Raw genomic sequence first — 18,154 nt, 5'->3', positions numbered from 1 at the left:
AACAGCCCGACATGACCGATAGCAGTGACTATTCACCTCCCCGCGTCTGGACCTGGGAAGCGGAGAGCGGCGGTCGATTTGCCAGCATCAACCGTCCCATCGCCGGGCCGACCCACGACAAGGAGTTGCAAGTCGGCAGGCATCCGTTCCAGCTCTATTCGCTCGCCACGCCCAACGGGGTCAAGGTGACGGTGATGTTCGAAGAACTGCTGGCCGCCGGTCACACGGCTGCCGATTATGACGCTTGGCTGATCAACATCGGCGATGGCGACCAGTTCGGCAGCGGTTTTGTGTCGGTGAACCCGAACTCCAAGATCCCTGCGCTAATGGATCATACGACAACGCCTCCAACACGCATTTTCGAGAGCGGCGCGATCCTGTTGCACCTTGCAGAGAAATTCGGTGCTTTCCTGCCGTCCGATCCGGCCAAGCGCCCTGAAATGCTGTCATGGCTGTTCTGGCAGATGGGCAGCGCGCCCTACCTGGGCGGCGGCTTTGGCCATTTCTATGCCTATGCACCGACCAAGATGGAGTACCCGATCAACCGCTTCACGATGGAAACCAAGCGGCAGCTTGATGTTTTGGATCGACAGTTGGCCGAGAATACCTATCTGGCCGGTAAGGACTATACGATTGCCGACATTGCGAACTGGGCGTGGTACGGGCAGCTGGCACTGGGTCGCCTTTACGATGCCGGCGAGTTCCTCGATGTGGAAAGCTACAAGAACGTGGTTCGCTGGGCCAAGGCGATTGATGCGCGGCCTGCGGTGCAACGCGGTCGCATGGTTAACCGGGCGTCCGGTGATCCCAAGATGCAGTTGCGCGAACGCCACGATGCGGCAGATTTTGACACCCAGACCCAGGACAAGATCGGCGAGCCCGAAACCGATTGATCAGCGATATGGTCAGGGGCAGGTCACCTTTCCCTGACGCACAAAGCCCTAGCCGGCGTGTGCTACGCTCAGGTTATCGATCAACCTGACATCGCCGAGCCAAATGGCGACAAACAAGCGCGCGGGTATGCGTGTGTCCTCGGCCGGAGCGAGATCGCTTTCCCTGCGGAGCTCCAGATAATCGATCGGTCCCAGCCCCTGATCAAGCAATGTGTCCCGCGTGTTTTTCAGAACGTCCGAAACATCATGCCCGGCCAGTATCGTTCGTGCGGCCTCGGTCAGGCTTGCGTGAATGGCGCTGGCCTTTTGCCGCCCCGCATCGTCCAGTCGCTTGTTCCTCGACGACAGCGCCAGCCCTGACGCTTCGCGCACCGTGGGGCAGCTCACGATCTCGCACCTCAGGTCAAGATCCTCGACCATGCGGCGCACCACCTGCACCTGCTGAAAGTCCTTTTCGCCGAAAAACGCGAGATCCGCATCCGTCTGCAACAGCAGCTTGGCCACCACGGTCGCAACCCCTTCAAAATGCCCCGGACGCGTGGCCCCGCACAGTCCGTCGCTGACACCGCTGACGGAAATGGTCGTGGCAAAGCCGTCCGGATAAATCTCGGCGCCGTCGGGCACATAGAGGACATCCACGCCAAAAGGAGCGAGTTTGCGGGCATCAGACTCTTCGGTGCGCGGGTATTTGGAAAGGTCCTCGGGGTTGTTGAACTGCTTGGGATTCACAAAGAGCGTCACGATAACCCGGTCGGCACGTTCGCATGCTGCAGACACAAGGCTCAGATGGCCTTCATGCAATGCACCCATTGTCGGCACCACACCAACGGTTTCGCCTGCGGTACGCCAGCCACGGGTCACCTCGCGCAGGTCCGATTTGCTGCGGATGATCTTCATGCGTCGTCGTGGCCGTCGGCGAACATGTGCTCGGACCCCGGAAAGCTGCGTGCGCGGACCTCTTGCGCATACTGGCGCACAGCCTCGGTCGCATCCCCTGAAAGATGGGCATATCGCTTGACGAATTTCGGTTTGAACGCATCAAACAGCCCGAGCATGTCATCGATCACCAGGATCTGGCCGTCACAGCCAACCGATGCTCCAATCCCGACGGTTGGAATGTCGATTGCCGCCGTAATCTCGTTTGCCAGTGCCGCCGGGACTTTTTCCAGAACCACCGAGAACGCGCCCGCATCGGCGACGGCGGTCGCATCGTCGAGTATCCGTTGCCGGTCGCTGCCCTTGCCCTGCACAATGTAGCCGCCAAGGGCATTCACCGATTGCGGCGTCAGTCCCACATGGGCCATCACCGGAATGCCCCGTTCGACCAGAAACCGGATTGTCTGCGCCATATGCTGCCCACCTTCCAGCTTGACCGCACCCGCACCGGTTTCCGCCATGATCCGGACCGCGTTGCGCAGCGCCTGTTCCGGGCTTTCCTCGTAACTCCCGAACGGCATGTCCACGACCATCAGCGCCCGCTTCAGGCCGCGTGCCACCGCCTGCCCGTGCAGGATCATCATCTCCATCGTGACAGACAAGGTCGATGGCAAGCCGTGCAGGACCATGCCGACACTGTCCCCGACAAGAACAAGGTCACATTCGGTATCGGCGATCTGCGCAATCTGCGTCGTATAGGCGGTCAGACAAACCAGCGGCGTGCCACCCTTTCGGTCGCGGATGTCGCTGGCCCCAATGGCCTTGATAGGTGGTGTATGGCTCAAGTTCCTGCCCTCGTTTTACCCTACGTCAACTAGTTATGCCGGGCGGCTAGTGGTTGCAACCGATCCGCGATCATGCCGACCGTTGAAACAGCGCGGCCAGCGCGCTCCGGTCGATGCCGCGACAGAGGTGCCCGCGTGGTTTGACCGTGGGTGTATCCTCGCCCGCGACGAGGGCGTTGATCACGGCCTCTTCTACCGCCTCGACCGCGCCGAGATAGAGTGGATCAAGCCGCTCGGTGTTGAGTGTCGCGGGGTGCTGCACCATGGGCGCATGTTGTGGCATCGGTCCGGGGTTGGCGGTCGAGAACGCCAGAAAGATATCTCCTGAACTGTTGCCGCCGGGCGTGCCGGTGCGTCCGATGCCGATGGCGGCGCGTTTGGCGATCTGGCGCAGGGACAGCCCGGAAAGCGGCGCGTCCGTGCCCAGAACAACGATGATTGATCCGGTTTCCTGCGAAAACAGCGCGCCGTCGGGCATCATCCGGCCAACCGGGTAGCCGAGAATGTTCAACCAGGGCCGAATGCCGAAATTGGCCTGCACCAGCGCGCCGATCGTGTATGTCGCCTCGCCTATCACAACCTGTCGTGACGACGTACCGGTGCCGCCCTTGAACTCGTAGCAGATCATCCCGTTGCCGCCCCCGACGGAGCCTTCGGCAACCGGCCCGCTCGTCGCGCCTTGCAGCGCCGAAATCGCGTGGTGCGGCTCAACGAACATGGCATTGATATCGTTCAGCACGCCGTCATAGGTCTCGCCTACCACCGGCATTGCCCAGGCATGATTGTCACGAAAGAACTCGGCATAGGTGTCAATCATCCAACGGGTCGCGCCGGAATGCACCGCGCCAACGCCATGCGTATTGGTGATACAGACCGGGCCGATGAAGTACCCCGCATCCTTGATCCAGTGGCTGCCCGTCAGCTCGCCATTGCCATTCAGGCTGTATTGTCCGGCCCAGACCGGCATCGGCGCGGCGCTGGTCCCGCGTGGAATGATCGCCGTCACGCCGGTGCGCATGTCACGTGCCGGATCGGTGAGCGTGGTAAACCCGACCGTGACCCCGGCGATATCGGTGATCGCGTTGTAAGGTCCGGGGCGTCCCGCAAAAGGCAGGCCAAGGTCGCGGGCTCGGATTGGATGCATGGATCGTCTCCTGTCTGTCGCTGCAGAATGGGGCAGCCTCTCCCCCCATGCAATGGCCGTGGTGCACGCCGTTCAAAACCGCAAGTTCCGGGTCGCCTCGGCAACCGGCATGTCCTAGTTTGGGACCACAGACAAAGGACAACAGGTCATGAACGTGCAAATCCAGGAAGACGGTTACCATTTCAACGTCATGCGACGCGCGATCGATCTGATCGACGATGGCGGCGAAACCCAGACGCTCGAACAGCTGGCGGCAAAGATGGATATGAGCCCGGCGCATTTTCAGCGCCTGTTTTCCCGCTGGGTCGGGGTTTCGCCCAAACGATATCAGCAATATCTGACGCTTGGACATGCCAAGGCGCTGTTGCGCGATCGTTTCACCACGCTCGAGACCAGCCACAGCAGCGGCCTGTCCGGGTCGGGTCGCCTGCATGATCTGTTTCTCCGGTGGGAAGCGATGAGCCCGGGCGAGTTCGCGGCCAAGGGCGCGGGGCTGACGATTTTCTGGGGTTGGTTTGACAGTCCCTTTGGTGCGGCACTTGTGATGGGCACCGAAAAGGGCATTTGCGGTCTCGGCTTTGCGTCCGAGACCGGCGAGGAGGCGGCGATGGACGATCTGACCGCCCGTTGGCCGCTGGCCGAGTTCGTGGAAAATCCGGACGTTTTGCGACCCTGGGTACGCGCCGCCTTCGGGGCACAGCCGGCGGATGAAAGGGCCCCGCTCTACATGATCGGCGCGCCGTTTCAGATCAAGGTCTGGGAGGCATTGCTCGCCATCCCATCGGGCCATGTCACCACCTATTCCGAGATTGCCGAAGCCATCGGGCACCCCAAGGCAGTGCGCGCGGTTGGCACGGCGGTGGGGCGCAACCCGGTCAGCTGGCTGATCCCCTGCCACCGCGCCCTGCGCAAATCCGGTGGTCTGGGCGGTTATCATTGGGGTTTGCCGGTGAAACGCGCGCTGCTTGCCTATGAATCCGCGCGGGCCGAAGCGTGAAAACCTGCGTCCGGCGATAAACTGCCGTCACTCTCGATAATGTGGCTTGAGACCGGGCATGCGGATCATGCTATACTGCGCGCAACCAGCCCTGCCGGAACAGGGCGCGAGCAGAAGGTACATGAACAATGATCTCCAAGTATTCGATAGGTGCGGCTCTGGCCGCTTCGCTCGTCCTGAGCGCCTGTAACGATCCGTCCGCTCTGGGGGGTACGGCCGACCCCAACGCCAAGGCCAAGCAAGGCGCGCTCCTCGGGGCTGTGGTTGGCGCCGGGCTGTCTGCCGCGACAGGCGGCGAGGGCGGGAATATCCTGCTCGGCGCTGCTGCGGGCGCCGCCGCAGGGGGTATTGTGGGCAACGAGCTTGACAAGCAGGCCGCCGAGTTACGGTCGCAACTGGCCAGCGATGGGATTACCATCACCAATGCCGGTGACCGCCTGATCGTCACCTTGCCACAGGATATCACCTTTGCCACCGACAGCGCCGATGTCACCCCGTCATTGCGTGCGGATATCGGACGTGTCGCCCAGAATCTGCTGCGCTATCCTGACAGCACCGTGCAGGTGGTCGGCCATACCGACAGCACTGGCGACGCCACCTATAACCTCGGCCTGTCGCTGCGCCGCGCCAATTCGGTTGCCAGCATCCTGCAAAATGGCGGAGTCAGCTCTGGCCGGATCAATACCTACGGAAAAGGCGAAGAACAGCCGCTGGCGTCAAACCTGACCGCCGAGGGGCGGGCGCAGAACCGACGTGTCGAAATCGTCGTGATCCCCAGAAACTCCTGACCCTGCCGGCTTTGCCGCTGAAGCTGCCTGTGTGGCCCTGCAATGATGACTGGGAAAAACATGAAACAACCAACTCTTCTGGGTCTTTCGGGCGCCTTGCGGGCTGGTTCGACCAATTCCAGGCTGATCCACGAAGCGGCACGGCTCTTTGGCCCATGCGACTTTACCGAGGCCAATCTGCGCTTGCCACTCTATGATGGCGACATAGAGGATGGGCCAGGCATTCCGGATGAGGTACAGGTCCTCGCCGACCAAATCGCCGCCGCTGATGCCGTCGTGATCTCGACACCGGAATACAACAAGGCTCCGTCCGGTGTGCTCAAGAACGCGCTGGACTGGATCAGCCGGACCAAGACCAGGCCATGGCAGGACAAGCCGGTTGCCGTGATGTCCGCAGCCGCAGGTCGGGCGGGTGGAGAACGATCCCAGTCGATCCTGCGCGCCATGATGGTGGCCTTTCAGCCGCGCATCCTGCAAGGGCCGGAGTTTCACCTCGCCGACACACGAAACCAGTTCGATGATAACGGGCAGCTCAAGAGCGATCTTTACATCAAGACATTGCAGGGGCTCATGGACAAGCTGCGGGCTGAAATCGACCGCTGAAGCCGGCGCTCGGTTGTTGATTGCGGCGCGTTTCGGGCGTTTGGCGGTGCAAGCTTGACTGGATGCGTAAGGTATCACCCGGCGATATGTGATACAGATTCAATCCGAAATGCTGTAGACTGCGGGTCATGAAGTATGCCCATCCCGCCACGGAAACCCAACACGATCTTCTCGATCCGGCGCGCGCGCAGGCGTTTCAGATCGCGCTTGGGCAGGCACCCGATATCGAGGCGGGCAGCCCGCTGCCGCCGTTCTTTCATCAGCTCTATTTCTGGTCTCCCCAACCGGCCACCGATCTTGGTCGTGACGGTCATCCGCGCCTTGGCGTCGGGCTGATCCCTGATCTCGGTCTGCCACGTCGGATGTGGGCGGGTGGTCGGCTCGGCTTTGCCCATGAACTGCGCGCCGGCGTTTCGGCCGAACGTCACAGCACGGTTGAAACCGTCGTGCACAAGCATGGGCGCAGCGGTCCTCTGGCCTTTGTGACGCTGCGCCACGAGTACCGGCAGACTGATCGGGTCTGCCTCACCGAATGGCAGGATCTGGTCTATCGTCAGGACCCCAGCCATGATGCGCCACGCCCGGTGCCGCCCGCCGCCCGCAAGGACGAAACCGAATTGCGCGAGCGGCGCTTTGATCCGATCCAGCTGTTTCGGTACTCGGCGCTCACCTTCAATGGTCATCGCATCCACTATGACCTCAACTATGCCCGCGAGGTCGAAGGCTATGATGGGTTGGTGGTGCATGGTCCGCTGCTGGCGCAACACCTTATGCTGATGGCCCGTGAATTGATCGGCCCGCTGGCCCAGTTCTCCTACCGGGCCGCCTCGCCGCTGATGGAGTTTGAAACCGCCAGCCTGTGCCGCCATGACACCGACCTTTGGGTGCGCGGTCCGGACGGGCGCACGGTGATGACGGCGAATGCGGTGCCTATGCTGTAGTCAAGCGATCCTGATGCGGCCATGCGAAATCGCGCGCTACAAGGAGGCCTCTACCCGAAAACCCTCGGGGATGGCGTCTTGTCCGTCAAGCAACAGATCGGCCATGACCTGCGCCACCTTCGGGGCCATGCCAAACCCGATCTTGAAACCACCATTCGCGATGAAATGATCCGGCCTGTCCGGCCAACGGCCCAGCATTGGCGCGCGGCTCTTGGCGCGTGGACGAATGCCAGCCCAGCGTTCAATCACCGCAACGCCGTGCAGGATCGGCATCGCGGCGACCGCCCGTTCGATCACGTCGTCCAGCAAGGCATCGGTTGTCCGGGCATCGTCATAGTCACGTTCGCTGGTCGAGCCGATGGCAAGGGTTCCATCCGCGTGGGGGATCAGGTGCAGACCGTCGACAAAGAGTTGCGGAGCATCTTCACCCGCATCAAACCGCAATAGCGCCGCCTGGCCCTTGACGCCAACACCCACGGACTTGCCCCGCGCGTGCGACAGGTCGGCCAAGCCATCTACCCCGGTGGCATGTACGATCTGCCCGCGATCCGGTGCATCCGCTAAAATCGGCACGCCACGTACGCCGAGCGCGGCCACCAGCGCCGCGCATGCGCGTCTTGGATGTATCCGCGCGCTGAGGGTGTCGTGAATGACTTGACCGGTGGCGCTGGATGGGGCAAACGGGCCCAGATCAGCGGCATGGCGTACGGTCCACACTGCCTGCCCTTGCCAGAGGCTCTCTGCGTTCACCGCCCGCCGCTGCGCGAGATCCAGTGCGCGTTCATCGGCGATGGGTTGCAGGCGGCCGGTTCGACCATAGCCTGCCGTAACACCGCCGGTTGCTTCGACATCTTGCCAGAAATCCGGGGCCATCAGCAGGCTCTCAAGCTGAAACGCCTTTTTGGTGTTCCAGTTCTCCGGGACGTGCGGCGCCAGCGCCCCGACGATCCCGCCGGACGCGCCGGATGCGGGGCCGTTGGGGTCAACCACCTGCACAGATGCGCCACGGCGGGCACAGGTCCAGGCGATCGACAGGCCAAAGATGCCCGCGCCGCGTATCGTTACATCGACCATTGCCTAATTCCACTCCTTGCGCCATGTCTCGCGGCGTTGCCAGACATTCTTACGGACTCCGGACATGCAGGACCAGCAGGCAGAATTGCAGTGGCGCGATGGCCATGTGCCGGTTTCGACCCGGTTTGACGATCCGTATTTCAGCCTCGAAAACGGGCTGGCCGAGACACGGCACGTGTTTCTGGATGGCAATGACCTGCCGGATCGGTTTTTCGACGGGTTCCATATTGCCGAGCTTGGCTTTGGCACCGGGTTGAACATGCTGACCGCATGGGCGGCGTGGGAAGAGGCGGGGCACCGGTCTCCGCTGCAATTCACCAGCTTTGAGGCCTTCCCGATGACGCCTGTCGACATGGCGCAGGCGCTCGGGGCCTTTCCATCGTTGTCTTCGTGGAGGGATCGGTTCCTTGAGGTCTGGACAGGGGAGGGGGCCTGCGATCTGGGCACGATGCACCTGAAGGTCATCACCGGCGATGCGCGCCAGACCTTGCCGACATGGGCGGGGCACGCCGATGCGTGGTTTCTCGACGGCTTCTCGCCTGCAAAGAACCCGGAACTCTGGGGCGACGCCCTGTTGTCGGAGGTTGCCCGCCACACCACCCCCGGCGGCACGGTCGCGACCTATACCGCGGCAGGGTTCGTGCGGCGCGGATTGAACGATGCGGGCTTTGCCGTGACACGCGTTCCGGGATACGGGCGCAAACGGCATATGGTTCGGGGGGCCCTCGCATGAGCGCGCCCAACCTGTCGCAGCAGTCCAACAACGTCCCGCTTGGCGTCACGCTGATGATTGCCACCACCATCGTATTCGCGCTTCAGGATGGGATTTCGCGTCATCTGGCCAGTGAATACAACACGATGATGGTGGTGATGATCCGCTACTGGTTCTTTGCCGCCTTCGTGATAGCGCTGGCCGCCCGTGCGCGCGGCGGGCTGCGCGCCGCAATCCGAACGTCGCAACCGGCGATACAAATCACGCGTGGTCTGCTGCTGGCCACTGAAATCTGTGTCGCAGTATTCGGTTTCACGCTGCTGGGTCTGATCGAGAGCCATGCGGTCTTTGCGTGCTATCCGCTCCTGATCGCTGCGCTGTCCGGGCCGATCCTGGGCGAAAAGGTCGGGTGGCGACGGTGGAGCGCCATCGCCGTCGGCTTTGTCGGGGTTCTGATCATCTTGCAACCGGGCTTTGGTGTGTTTGATCCGGCGGCGATCATCCCGCTGGTCTCGGCAATCATGTTCGCGGTCTATGGGTTGCTCAACCGATACGCGGCGCGGCGCGACACCACGGCGACCAGCTTTTTCTACACCGGCACAGTCGGTGCGGTCCTGATGACGGGTATCGGCATCTGGTTCTGGCAGCCGATGGCCGGGCCGGACTGGCTATGGATGATCACGCTCTGCATCACCGGGGTTCTGGGCCATTGGCTGCTGATCCGCTGTTACGAGGCGGCAGAGGCCAGCGCGGTCCAGCCCTTTGCCTATTTCCAGCTGGTCTTTGCCTCGTTGCTTGGCTTGCTGGTTTTTGGTGAGACCCTGCGCGACAACGTCGCTATCGGGACCGCGATCATCGTTGCGGCAGGGCTGTTCACCTTATGGCGCGAACGCGTTAAGAGTTGAGCCCGCCAGTTCCCGTGAAAACGGGATCGGCAACGCCGCACCGCCCAGCCGTGCGCGATAGACCGGCAGGCTCTCGGTCACCCGCATCACGTAGTTGCGCGTCTCGTTGAACGGAATGAACTCGATCCAGTCGATCACATCCACGTCCGGGCTGCGCGGATCGCCAAAGTCCAGCGCCCATTGCAGCGGCCGACCAGGCCCGGCGTTATAGCCCGCCGCCATCATTACCACGTTGCCGTTGAAGCCGCCCGCCAGCCCGGCCAGGTAGCGGGCGCCGAGCCTTGCATTGTATTCCCATTCCGCGATCAGCCGTGACGTCTTGTGGGCGGCGGCGATGCCCATGTCCGCAGCCACGGCACTTGCGGTTGCGGGCATAACCTGCATCAATCCGCGCGCGCCCGCGCCGCTGATCACCTTGGGGTCAAATTCGCTCTCGCGTCGGGCAATCGCCAGCGTCATCTCGGGGGCCATCGGCAGATTCATCTCCGCGACGGGATGCAAGGGATAGTAGGCGGCATGCAGCACCATAGCCTGTTGCGCCGCGCGCTTGGCGATCATCACCGCCAGATGCGGCTGGCCGATATCAATCACCATCTCGCCCAGTTGTCCGGCCTGTACCGGGTCAAGGCTTTCGACCAGATGCGCGAGAAACCGTTCTGCGAGATCCAGTTCTTTGGCTTCCAGCAACAGCATTCCGGCCTCCAGCACGCTGGACGACATGAACGGGGCATCTTTCCAGGGCGGCAGGTCAGGCGGGGCGGCAAGCACCGGGTCAAAGGGCCGCCCGATCTGCTCTGCCGCGAGCAACCCGTAGAATGACGTCTGGTGCTCGGCTCCCTGGGAATAGGCGTCATGCGCTCCGTCACTGTCACCCAACGCCTCATGGGCCCGACCCAGCCAGTACCCGGCACGACCCCTTGAAATAGGTGATACCACGGCCGCGTCGAAATGCTGGAAATGGCGAAGGGCGGTGGTTGGATCCTCCAGTTGACGCAGGGCAATGAACCCGGACAACCATTCCAGATCTGCATAGGCGGAGCCTTCGGTCAGGTAATGTCTCGATGCAATCTGGTAGGCACGCTCTGGTTCGCCGGCGCGCATCACCTGGCGTGCCAGATTGGCACGGCGGCGCGCCCATTTCTCGGGCTCGCCAAGCATTTGGGCGCTGGCGCTGCGCTCCATCATGAGGTCTATCGCGTCGTCGTCGCGGCCCTTGCGGTCGCGCCAGACGAACCGATCATAGGCCAGACCCGGCGCATCGCTCAGTGCTTCGGGGACCGCCTCGATTCGGACATCCACGCCGGGGGCCATTTCGTGCAGGGCGATTCGAGCCTCGGCCAGCGCCCGGTGGTCGTCATCGACCAGCGACAGCATCTGGCGCGCGCTGACCAGATGGTTGTCCCACAGCATCCGGTCCAGACGGGCGTTGTGATGCGGCGCCAGCAAGGCCTTGTGTTGTCGCAGATAATTCGCCTGTATCAGTCGTCCCATCGGCATGGTGCGCCAAGCCAGAACCAGTTCGGCCTCGGCATCGCCCTTTTGACCCTTCGCGATCAGGACCCGTGCACGACTCAAGACGCCTTCGGGCGACTGCGGCGGCATCTCTTCGTAAAACGCGATGATTTCATCCGGCGGCAATACGTCTATCGCGGCCTCGGTCTTACGCCGCAGCCAGGCCAGACCGGGCCAATCGGGGCGGCGTGCGAGAAACCCGGTCACGTCATCCGCATCGCCCAGCCCGGCTCGCAGTCTGTGCCATTCGACAATGTCGCGTGCCACGCTCTCGGGTTTGCCAGCGGCGTTCAGCGCCTCGGGCCATTCCCATTTTCGCAACAACTCCATCGCGCGCGCCACATTCTGCGCATCATCTGCCAAAGTAGCCCCCCAAGGGGCCGCAGAAAGGCACAACAGAACTGTCAGAATGCGCAACATCACTTGCATTACCCGATCATCCAAGGCTAGAGCCTGTGACGATAATCCGTGGCGGGCCGGGATCAACACACAATCACGGAACCGTTGCAGTTAATGCGGGGTTTTCCGCGCAGATCGAAGGAAAAGGAGCGTGCCCATGTTCAAAGGCTCAATGACAGCCCTCGTCACACCGTTTCGCAACGGCGAGTTGGATCTGGATACGCTGAAACAACTGGTCGAATGGCAGATCAGCGAAGGGACAACCGGGCTGGTTCCGGTCGGGACCACAGGCGAAAGCCCCACTCTCACCCACAGGGAACATGAATCCGTCGTGACCGATGTGGTCAAGGCAGCGGCTGGCCGCGTGCCGGTAATTGCCGGGGCGGGGTCCAACAACACGCTGGAAAGCCTGCGGCTGGCCCAACATGCCGAGTCGGTCGAGGCGGATGCGGTTCTCGTGGTCACACCCTATTACAACAAGCCGACACAGCGCGGCCTGATCGCGCATTTCACTGCGATCCACGATGCAACGGCGCTGCCGATCTTCATCTACAACATCCCACCGCGTTCGGTGATCGACATGTCGCCGGCAACCATGGGCGAGTTGGCAGAGCTTCCGCGCATCGTCGGCGTCAAGGACGCCACTGGCGATCTGGCCCGGGTCAGCGCCCAGCGGATCACTTGCGGCACCGATTTCATCCAGCTTTCGGGCGAAGACGCGACCGCGCATGGGTTCAATGCACAGGGCGGGGTCGGGTGCATCTCTGTCACCGCAAACGTAGCACCGGGCCTATGCGCGCAGGTGCAGGCGGCCACCGCCGCGGGTGACTATGGCAAGGCACTGGAGATCCAGGACCGGCTGATGCCACTGCATCAGGCGATCTTTACCGAGCCGGGGCTTGTCGGCGTAAAATACGCGATGAGCAAACTGGGCCTCTGCAGCGAAGAGGTGCGCCTGCCACTGACCGGGTTGATGGACAGCACCAAGACGCTGGTGGAAGACGGTTTGCGCCACGCCGGTCTGCTGAGCTAGAGCGTTTCGCGTTTCACCTGGATCATCTGGCATCAGCCAACACGTTGAAATCCACGATATCAGGCGGCGTCAGGTGATCCGGCACATCGCGAAACCACTTCCACCAAGCTGATATTGGTTTCCGCTTCGGCCGAGATCGGAGTCCTATTACTTGACCTTGCGATGCCGAGTTGTCTCAATCGCCCGATTCCGTCTTGTCCGGGACCGGATCATATCCGGACCCGCCCATCGGATGACATCGCCCAATGCGGCGCGCGGCAAGCCACGTGCCTTTGACCGCTCCGTACTTATCGAGCGCTTCCAGTGCATAGGCCGAGCAGGTTGGTTGAAATCGACAGTTATAGCCAACCCAGGGCGAAAAGATCAGCCGATAGGCGCGCACCGGCATGGCCACGATATGGGCAAATGGGCTCAAAGCCTTCCATGCAGGCGACGCAGGGCATAGCGCAAGTCCTCTTGCAGCGCCTCGAATGGGCGTGATGCCGTTGCCTCAGCACGCCCGATCAGAACATAGTCCCAGCCGGCCCGCCCATGTTCGGGCAGCACGAGGCGAGCGGCCTCGCGCAATCGCCGCTTTGCACGGTTGCGCGCCACGGCGTTTCCGACCTTCTTGGAGCAGGTGAAGCCGACGCGTATGCCCTCGGCCTCGTCCGGCGCGCGTTTGCGTCCCTGAACCATCATAGAGGTTGTGCCCTGTCGCCGGGCCCGCGCCGCGCGCAGGAAATCCGCGCGCGCCGTCAGCACGCCAGGAGTTTCAGGCACGCGAACGGAAACCGCCGGGGGCTTGCTCCCTCGGGCGGCATTGCCATCCAGGGGGACCTCCGGCGGTGTCATGTCCGTCAGAAAGTCTGATGCGCTTACGCGCTCAGTTCCTTGCGGCCGCGCGCACGACGCGCGTTCAGAATCTTGCGTCCGGCCTTGGTCGCCATACGCGCACGGAACCCATGGCGGCGCTTGCGAACCAGGTTCGAGGGTTGAAAGGTGCGTTTCATCGCTCCGTCTCCAGCTATTCTCGGTCGGGTAGGGCGCGGAATCGCCCCCCGTGTGTACTTTGAAGCCCGTCCTCTAATGGTGCTTGGACGTCAAGTCAAACCCTGCCTGCGAAAAATGCAGGGGAATCTGCAACAATTCGCGCTGCGACAACAGTGGAATTGTTTCAACCGGATCGATCCCCGCCGGGATTCTCACGAAAGCGGCGGGCCACATCAACGGCCCGTGATGGACCTGTCGCTTTTCTGCTGCGAGGCGCATGTTGAGCCAGCAAGACCCCCCGGACGATGGATCCAGATTGATGAAGGCTACACCCGATCAGAGCGGAAACAGATTTCTGCGTCATATGCCGCTGATGTTGATTCTCTGCGTCGCGCTGATCGGGAGCTTTGCCTTGCGCGACTATCTCACCTTCGACACGCTGCGCGCCAACCGCGAGGCCTTGCTTGCGTTCCGGGATCAGAACCTGCTGGGCCTCGCGGCGGGGTTTGTGATGCTCTATGTCGTGATCGTCGCCTTTTCCCTGCCCGGAGCAGCGGTCGCATCCGTGACCGGCGGTTTTCTCTTTGGTCTTACCGCAGGGACGATGCTGAACGTTCTGTCGGCGACCATCGGCGCCTGCGCGATCTTCCTTGCCGCACGCGCAGGTCTGGGTGCGACGCTCAGCGCCAAGCTGGACGCATCCGAAGGTGCCGCGAAACGCATACGCGACGGGTTGCGCGAACATGAAATCAACGTGTTGCTCCTGATACGCCTGGTCCCGGCGGTGCCGTTCTTTGTCGCCAACCTGCTGCCGGCGCTCGTCGGAGTAAGGTTCCGCAACTTTCTCTGGACCACGGCCATCGGGATCATCCCCGGTACCATCGTCTTCACCTGGATCGGCGTTGGGTTGGGCGCGGTGTTCGACCGTGGAGAGACCCCGGATCTGTCGCTGTTGTGGGAGCCGCATATTCTCGGGCCGATCCTTGGCCTGTGCGTTCTCGCCGCGCTGCCGATTGTCATCAGGCTCTTGAGGGGCCGGAAAGAGATTTGAAATGGTGAACCCGATCAAGACAGACGTGCTCGTCATTGGCGCAGGCTCTGCGGGGTTGTCCGTCGCGGCGGGTGCCAGCCAGATGGGGGCCGATGTCGTGCTGCTGGAAGGGCACAAGATGGGCGGAGATTGCCTGAACTACGGCTGCGTCCCGTCCAAGGCCCTGATCGCCAGCGCCAAGGCAGCCCACGCGTGTACGCAATCCGCACCGCTCGGAATCGCCAATCAAACCCCGAGTGTCGACTATGCCGCAGTGATGGACCACGTCGCGCAGGTGATCGCCCGGATTGCGCCGGTTGATAGCCAGGAACGCTTCGAAGGGCTGGGGGTGCTTGTGATCCGCGATTTCGGCCGGTTCGTATCGCCCACAGAGGTACAGGCAGGCGATCACCGCATCACGGCCCGACGCATCGTGATCGCAACCGGATCATCACCGCTGGTGCCGCCAATCCCCGGACTGGACACGGTCCCCTATCTGACCAACGAAACCCTGTTCGATCTGCGCGAGCGGCCCGACCACCTCCTGATCATTGGCGGCGGTCCGATCGGCGTGGAGATGGCGCAGGCCCATGCGCGTCTGGGCTGTAAGGTGACAGTGATCGAGGGTATGACTGCGCTGGCCAAGGATGACCCGGATTTTGCGACAGCGGTGCTGGATACCTTGCGAACCGAAGGGGTATCGATCCAAGAAGCGGCAATGGCGGCGGAAATCCGCGGAGAGGCCGGGGCCATCGAGGTCGAGGCCAAAGATGGCCGGATATTCCGCGGCTCACATCTGTTGATGGCCGTTGGACGCAAGGCCAACACTGACAAATTGAACCTGGAAGCGGCAGAGATCGAAACCACCAAGTCCGGCATCAAAGTGGATGCACGAATGCGCACCAGCAACAGGCGCGTCTTTGCCATTGGCGATATCGCCGGGGGGCTGCAATTCACCCATGTCGCCGGTTATCAGGCCGGGATCATCCTGCGACCGGTCCTGTTCGGACTGCCCGCAAAGGCCGGGGTTTCCCATATTCCATGGGCCACCTATACCGATCCGGAACTGGCGCAGGTCGGTTTGAGCCAAGCCGAGGCACAGGAGGTACACGGAGACAGGGCAGAGGTTGCGACATTCGCTTATGATGAGAACGACCGGGCCATTGCCGAGCGGAAAACCACGGGCAAGATCAAGGTGATGGTGGTTCGCGGGCGCCCGGTGGGAGCCACTATTGTCGGGCATCGGGCAGGCGATCTGATCAGCCTCTGGTCGCTTGCAATCGCGAACAATCTGAAGATGAGCCAGATCGCCGGGATGGTTGCACCCTATCCCACATACGGTGAAATCAACAAACGTGCTGCAGGGGCCTATTTCTCACCCAGACTGTTTGATAATCCTAGGGTTAAGCAAGTGGTTGGGTTGATCCAGAAATGGCTGCCCTGACGAACAAGGAGCAGCATGCTGAACACGCTTTCGGGCCGGCTTCTGGTACTGACGACGATCTTTGTGATGCTGGCCGAGGTGCTGATCTTCGTGCCTTCGGTGGCAAGGTTTCGCGAGGACTATCTGCGGAACAGGCTTGAACGTGCGCAAATTGCGTCGCTTGCCCTTCTGGCGGGTGACATGCTGTCGACAGAGCTTGAGGCCGAATTGTTGCAGACGGCCGGGGTGTTCAACGTGGTTCTGCGCCGTGACGAAGTCCGCGAGCTGGTGCTGAGCTCGCCCATGCCGCCGACGATAGCCGCCACCTTTGATCTGCGCGAGGCCGGTCCATTTACGCTGATTCGGGACGCCATGATGCGGTTGTTTGTGCCCAAAAATCAGGTCATTCGGGTGATTGGGTCTCCTGTCCAAATGGCGGGGTTGCTGATCGAAGTGACGATAGAAACCGCGCCGCTGCGCGCCGAGATGATTGACTATGGCCTGCGCGTCCTGGCGCTGTCTGCAGTGATATCGGTGTTCACCGCAGTGCTGTTGTTCTGGGCCGTGCGGGTTCTTCTGGTGCGCCCGATCAAGGGCATCGTTGGCCACATGCAGCGCTATGCCGTTGCCCCAGAAGACGCGCGCGGGCTCATACATCCCAGTTCCGGTGTCGTCGAAATGCGCGAAGCCGAGGACGCGTTGCAAAAGCTTCAGACCGATCTGACACAGGCCCTCAAGCAACGCGAACGACTTGCACAGCTTGGCGGCGCAATTGCCAAGATCAGCCACGATCTGCGCAATATCCTGACCAGCGCCCAGCTGTTCACTGACAGGATCGAAGCGTCGGATGATCCGCTCGTGCGTCGCTTGGCGCCCAAGCTGGTCAATTCGATCACGCGTGCCGTGTCGCTTTGCGAAAACACGCTGGCCTTCGGTCGCGCCGAAGAGCCGGCACCGACGCTTGGCATGGTGCGACTGCTTGACGTGGTGGACGACGTTGTCGAGGGTGAACGCCTGGCCGAAGACAGCAGAGAGATCACTTTTGACCTCGACGTCATGCCTCTCCTGACACTACGCGCAGACAAGGAGCAACTCTATCGGGTGCTGTTGAATCTCGTGCGCAACGCGCGGCAGGCCATCGCGGCAACCGGCAACCCAGGAACCGTTTCCATCGCCGCGCGCGAAGGCGACGAAGCCTGGATGATCACAGTAGCCGATACCGGCCCGGGTCTGCCACCCCGTGCCATCGAGCATCTTTTTACGCCGTTTCAAGGCGGCGCGCGCAAGGGCGGCTCAGGTCTCGGCCTCACCATCTCCGCCGAGTTGGTCCGAGGGCATGGCGGCAAGCTGACGCTCAAAGAAAGCAACGCGGACGGCACGGTGTTCGAGATTTGCCTTCCCAAGGGAGACGGCATGGTCTGAGGTCGTCTTGTTTTTTCACCTGACTGGCGCTTTCTCCTTGCAAACCAAGGCTACGCCCTCTAAATCGCCGACCAGTGGACCGATAGCTCAGCTGGATAGAGTACTTGACTACGAATCAAGGGGTCGGGGGTTCGAATCCTCCTCGGTCCGCCACTTTTACCGCACAAAAGAGTGGCGATGCTTGGAAGATATATGAAAATCAATGGCTTGCGTCCTGGATTGGCCGCCTATTTTTCGAGCAATCCCGCAACATTGAAAATCCCGCAACACTACGAATTTTCGGACGCAAAGTAGCGTTTGGGTCTTCCTCGTTAGCCGTTGCGTTTTGCCGCACAAGACTCCTCTCGACGTGAGACATTTTTCGTAAGCATCCGCCGTGTACCGCGGTCAGGCTGCCTTGACGTGTTGCGTTGCTCCGTCCCATTCCCAAGGCAGAAGCTCGTGCAGGCGTGAGACCGGCATGTCGGAGATGCGGGCGATGACGTCGGCGAGCCAGGCCTGCGGATCGATACCGTTCAGTTTGGCCGTGCCGATCAGGGAATACATGGCGGCGGCGCGCTGCCCGCCACGCTCGGACCCGGCGAA

At 61.9% G+C, this 18,154-nt stretch carries 20 protein-coding genes and 1 tRNA gene; 12 read left to right on the top strand and 9 right to left on the bottom strand.

Annotated elements, in window-relative coordinates:
• The first annotated feature begins 11 nt into the window (after positions 1-11).
• Positions 12-893: a glutathione-dependent disulfide-bond oxidoreductase gene (yghU, locus tag QO231_RS09550; RefSeq protein ID WP_316775516.1), complete on the top strand. Its 882-nt coding sequence runs from the start codon at positions 12-14 to the stop codon at positions 891-893.
• A 48-nt stretch (positions 894-941) separates the two neighbouring features.
• Here yghU and panC read toward each other — a convergent pair whose 3' ends face one another.
• The 3 genes from panC to QO231_RS09535 form a co-directional block, all read right to left on the bottom strand.
• Complete coding sequence (gene panC, locus QO231_RS09545; protein ID WP_316775514.1) at positions 942-1,790, bottom strand: pantoate--beta-alanine ligase; 849 nt, start codon at positions 1,788-1,790, stop codon at positions 942-944.
• Complete coding sequence (gene panB / locus QO231_RS09540; RefSeq protein ID WP_316775513.1) at positions 1,787-2,614, bottom strand: 3-methyl-2-oxobutanoate hydroxymethyltransferase; 828 nt, start codon at positions 2,612-2,614, stop codon at positions 1,787-1,789. The genes panC and panB overlap by 4 nt, the downstream gene beginning before the upstream one ends.
• A gap of 70 nt (positions 2,615-2,684) precedes the next feature.
• On the bottom strand, positions 2,685-3,758 hold the full coding sequence (locus QO231_RS09535) for a DmpA family aminopeptidase (RefSeq protein WP_316775511.1): 1,074 nt from the start codon (positions 3,756-3,758) through the stop codon (positions 2,685-2,687).
• A gap of 148 nt (positions 3,759-3,906) precedes the next feature.
• Between QO231_RS09535 and QO231_RS09530 the strand changes: the two genes are divergently transcribed.
• From QO231_RS09530 to QO231_RS09515, 4 genes are all read left to right on the top strand, one after another.
• Entirely contained in the window at positions 3,907-4,755 is an 849-nt protein-coding gene (locus tag QO231_RS09530; RefSeq protein WP_316775510.1) for a bifunctional helix-turn-helix domain-containing protein/methylated-DNA--[protein]-cysteine S-methyltransferase, read from the top strand.
• A gap of 128 nt (positions 4,756-4,883) precedes the next feature.
• Positions 4,884-5,543, top strand: coding sequence for an OmpA family protein (locus QO231_RS09525; protein ID WP_316775507.1), 660 nt, complete (start codon positions 4,884-4,886; stop codon positions 5,541-5,543).
• 60 nt (positions 5,544-5,603) lie between these two features.
• Complete coding sequence (locus tag QO231_RS09520) at positions 5,604-6,146, top strand: NADPH-dependent FMN reductase (protein WP_316775505.1); 543 nt, start codon at positions 5,604-5,606, stop codon at positions 6,144-6,146.
• A gap of 128 nt (positions 6,147-6,274) precedes the next feature.
• Positions 6,275-7,087 (top strand): FAS1-like dehydratase domain-containing protein, encoded by an 813-nt coding sequence (locus tag QO231_RS09515; RefSeq protein ID WP_316775504.1) that lies wholly within the window; start codon positions 6,275-6,277, stop codon positions 7,085-7,087.
• A gap of 36 nt (positions 7,088-7,123) precedes the next feature.
• Here the strand turns inward: QO231_RS09515 and QO231_RS09510 are convergent, their stop codons facing one another.
• Entirely contained in the window at positions 7,124-8,161 is a 1,038-nt protein-coding gene (locus QO231_RS09510; RefSeq protein WP_316775503.1) for an NAD(P)/FAD-dependent oxidoreductase, read from the bottom strand.
• 64 nt (positions 8,162-8,225) lie between these two features.
• On the opposite strand from QO231_RS09510, the gene mnmD reads away from it, so the two are divergent.
• Positions 8,226-8,894 carry a tRNA (5-methylaminomethyl-2-thiouridine)(34)-methyltransferase MnmD gene (mnmD, locus tag QO231_RS09505; protein ID WP_316775501.1) on the top strand — a complete coding sequence of 223 codons (669 nt, stop codon included), beginning with the start codon at positions 8,226-8,228 and terminating at the stop codon, positions 8,892-8,894.
• Complete coding sequence (locus tag QO231_RS09500; RefSeq protein ID WP_316775499.1) at positions 8,891-9,778, top strand: DMT family transporter; 888 nt, start codon at positions 8,891-8,893, stop codon at positions 9,776-9,778. Before mnmD ends, QO231_RS09500 begins: the two co-directional genes overlap by 4 nt.
• Here the strand turns inward: QO231_RS09500 and QO231_RS09495 are convergent.
• Complete coding sequence (locus QO231_RS09495; RefSeq protein ID WP_316775920.1) at positions 9,752-11,710, bottom strand: lytic transglycosylase domain-containing protein; 1,959 nt, start codon at positions 11,708-11,710, stop codon at positions 9,752-9,754. The two genes, QO231_RS09500 and QO231_RS09495, sit on opposite strands and share 27 nt — an antisense overlap.
• A gap of 136 nt (positions 11,711-11,846) precedes the next feature.
• Here QO231_RS09495 and dapA point away from each other — a divergent pair, with 136 nt between their 5' ends.
• A complete protein-coding gene (gene dapA / locus QO231_RS09490; RefSeq protein WP_316775497.1) occupies positions 11,847-12,722 on the top strand; it encodes a 4-hydroxy-tetrahydrodipicolinate synthase in 876 nt (291 codons plus the stop codon).
• A gap of 175 nt (positions 12,723-12,897) precedes the next feature.
• On the opposite strand, the gene yidD is transcribed toward dapA, so the two are convergent.
• Genes yidD through rpmH form a run of 3 tightly spaced genes read right to left on the bottom strand, consistent with a single transcriptional unit; the run spans position 12,898 to position 13,714 of the window.
• Complete coding sequence (gene yidD / locus QO231_RS09485; protein WP_316775495.1) at positions 12,898-13,137, bottom strand: membrane protein insertion efficiency factor YidD; 240 nt, start codon at positions 13,135-13,137, stop codon at positions 12,898-12,900.
• Complete coding sequence (gene rnpA / locus QO231_RS09480) at positions 13,134-13,556, bottom strand: ribonuclease P protein component (RefSeq protein ID WP_316775494.1); 423 nt, start codon at positions 13,554-13,556, stop codon at positions 13,134-13,136. The genes yidD and rnpA overlap by 4 nt, the downstream gene beginning before the upstream one ends.
• A gap of 23 nt (positions 13,557-13,579) precedes the next feature.
• Positions 13,580-13,714 carry a 50S ribosomal protein L34 gene (rpmH, locus tag QO231_RS09475; RefSeq protein ID WP_027241708.1) on the bottom strand — a complete coding sequence of 45 codons (135 nt, stop codon included), beginning with the start codon at positions 13,712-13,714 and terminating at the stop codon, positions 13,580-13,582.
• 299 nt (positions 13,715-14,013) lie between these two features.
• On the opposite strand from rpmH, the gene QO231_RS09470 reads away from it, so the two are divergent.
• The 4 genes from QO231_RS09470 to QO231_RS09455 all read left to right on the top strand — a co-directional run bounded on the left by QO231_RS09470 (position 14,014) and on the right by QO231_RS09455 (position 17,722).
• Positions 14,014-14,745, top strand: coding sequence for a TVP38/TMEM64 family protein (locus QO231_RS09470; protein WP_316775482.1), 732 nt, complete (start codon positions 14,014-14,016; stop codon positions 14,743-14,745).
• A gap of 4 nt (positions 14,746-14,749) precedes the next feature.
• The gene (locus QO231_RS09465; RefSeq protein WP_316775919.1) at positions 14,750-16,168 is read left to right on the top strand and encodes a dihydrolipoyl dehydrogenase family protein; all 1,419 of its coding nucleotides are present in this window, start codon (positions 14,750-14,752) and stop codon (positions 16,166-16,168) included.
• A gap of 15 nt (positions 16,169-16,183) precedes the next feature.
• Positions 16,184-17,569 carry a sensor histidine kinase gene (locus QO231_RS09460; protein WP_316775479.1) on the top strand — a complete coding sequence of 462 codons (1,386 nt, stop codon included), beginning with the start codon at positions 16,184-16,186 and terminating at the stop codon, positions 17,567-17,569.
• A 76-nt stretch (positions 17,570-17,645) separates the two neighbouring features.
• Positions 17,646-17,722, top strand: a tRNA-Arg gene (locus tag QO231_RS09455).
• Positions 17,723-17,956: 234 nt separating this feature from the next.
• Here QO231_RS09455 and QO231_RS09450 read toward each other — a convergent pair.
• The coding region (locus QO231_RS09450) for a transposase domain-containing protein (RefSeq protein WP_316775477.1) at positions 17,957-18,154 on the bottom strand (198 nt) is incomplete at its 5' end.

It is taken from the genome of Sedimentitalea todarodis (genome assembly GCF_032595355.1).
Lineage (GTDB): Bacteria > Pseudomonadota > Alphaproteobacteria > Rhodobacterales > Rhodobacteraceae > Sedimentitalea > Sedimentitalea todarodis.
The sequence above is the reverse complement of the archived record's forward strand: the minus strand, read 5'-3'. Positions and strand labels throughout refer to the sequence as shown.

What these genes read in the sequence shown, in the direction of transcription:
- yghU (WP_316775516.1), top strand. Translation starts at nt 12, where the DNA reads ATGACCGATAGCAGTGACTATTCACCTCCCCGCGTCTGGACCTGGGAA.
- panC (WP_316775514.1), bottom strand. Translation starts at nt 1,790, where the DNA reads ATGAAGATCATCCGCAGCAAATCGGACCTGCGCGAGGTGACCCGTGGC.
- QO231_RS09535 (WP_316775511.1), bottom strand. Translation starts at nt 3,758, where the DNA reads ATGCATCCAATCCGAGCCCGCGACCTTGGCCTGCCTTTTGCGGGACGC.
- QO231_RS09530 (WP_316775510.1), top strand. Translation starts at nt 3,907, where the DNA reads ATGAACGTGCAAATCCAGGAAGACGGTTACCATTTCAACGTCATGCGA.
- QO231_RS09525 (WP_316775507.1), top strand. Translation starts at nt 4,884, where the DNA reads ATGATCTCCAAGTATTCGATAGGTGCGGCTCTGGCCGCTTCGCTCGTC.
- QO231_RS09520 (WP_316775505.1), top strand. Translation starts at nt 5,604, where the DNA reads ATGAAACAACCAACTCTTCTGGGTCTTTCGGGCGCCTTGCGGGCTGGT.
- QO231_RS09515 (WP_316775504.1), top strand. Translation starts at nt 6,275, where the DNA reads ATGAAGTATGCCCATCCCGCCACGGAAACCCAACACGATCTTCTCGAT.
- QO231_RS09510 (WP_316775503.1), bottom strand. Translation starts at nt 8,161, where the DNA reads ATGGTCGATGTAACGATACGCGGCGCGGGCATCTTTGGCCTGTCGATC.
- mnmD (WP_316775501.1), top strand. Translation starts at nt 8,226, where the DNA reads ATGCAGGACCAGCAGGCAGAATTGCAGTGGCGCGATGGCCATGTGCCG.
- QO231_RS09500 (WP_316775499.1), top strand. Translation starts at nt 8,891, where the DNA reads ATGAGCGCGCCCAACCTGTCGCAGCAGTCCAACAACGTCCCGCTTGGC.
- QO231_RS09495 (WP_316775920.1), bottom strand. Translation starts at nt 11,710, where the DNA reads ATGTTGCGCATTCTGACAGTTCTGTTGTGCCTTTCTGCGGCCCCTTGG.
- dapA (WP_316775497.1), top strand. Translation starts at nt 11,847, where the DNA reads ATGTTCAAAGGCTCAATGACAGCCCTCGTCACACCGTTTCGCAACGGC.
- rnpA (WP_316775494.1), bottom strand. Translation starts at nt 13,556, where the DNA reads ATGACACCGCCGGAGGTCCCCCTGGATGGCAATGCCGCCCGAGGGAGC.
- rpmH (WP_027241708.1), bottom strand. Translation starts at nt 13,714, where the DNA reads ATGAAACGCACCTTTCAACCCTCGAACCTGGTTCGCAAGCGCCGCCAT.
- QO231_RS09470 (WP_316775482.1), top strand. Translation starts at nt 14,014, where the DNA reads ATGAAGGCTACACCCGATCAGAGCGGAAACAGATTTCTGCGTCATATG.
- QO231_RS09460 (WP_316775479.1), top strand. Translation starts at nt 16,184, where the DNA reads ATGCTGAACACGCTTTCGGGCCGGCTTCTGGTACTGACGACGATCTTT.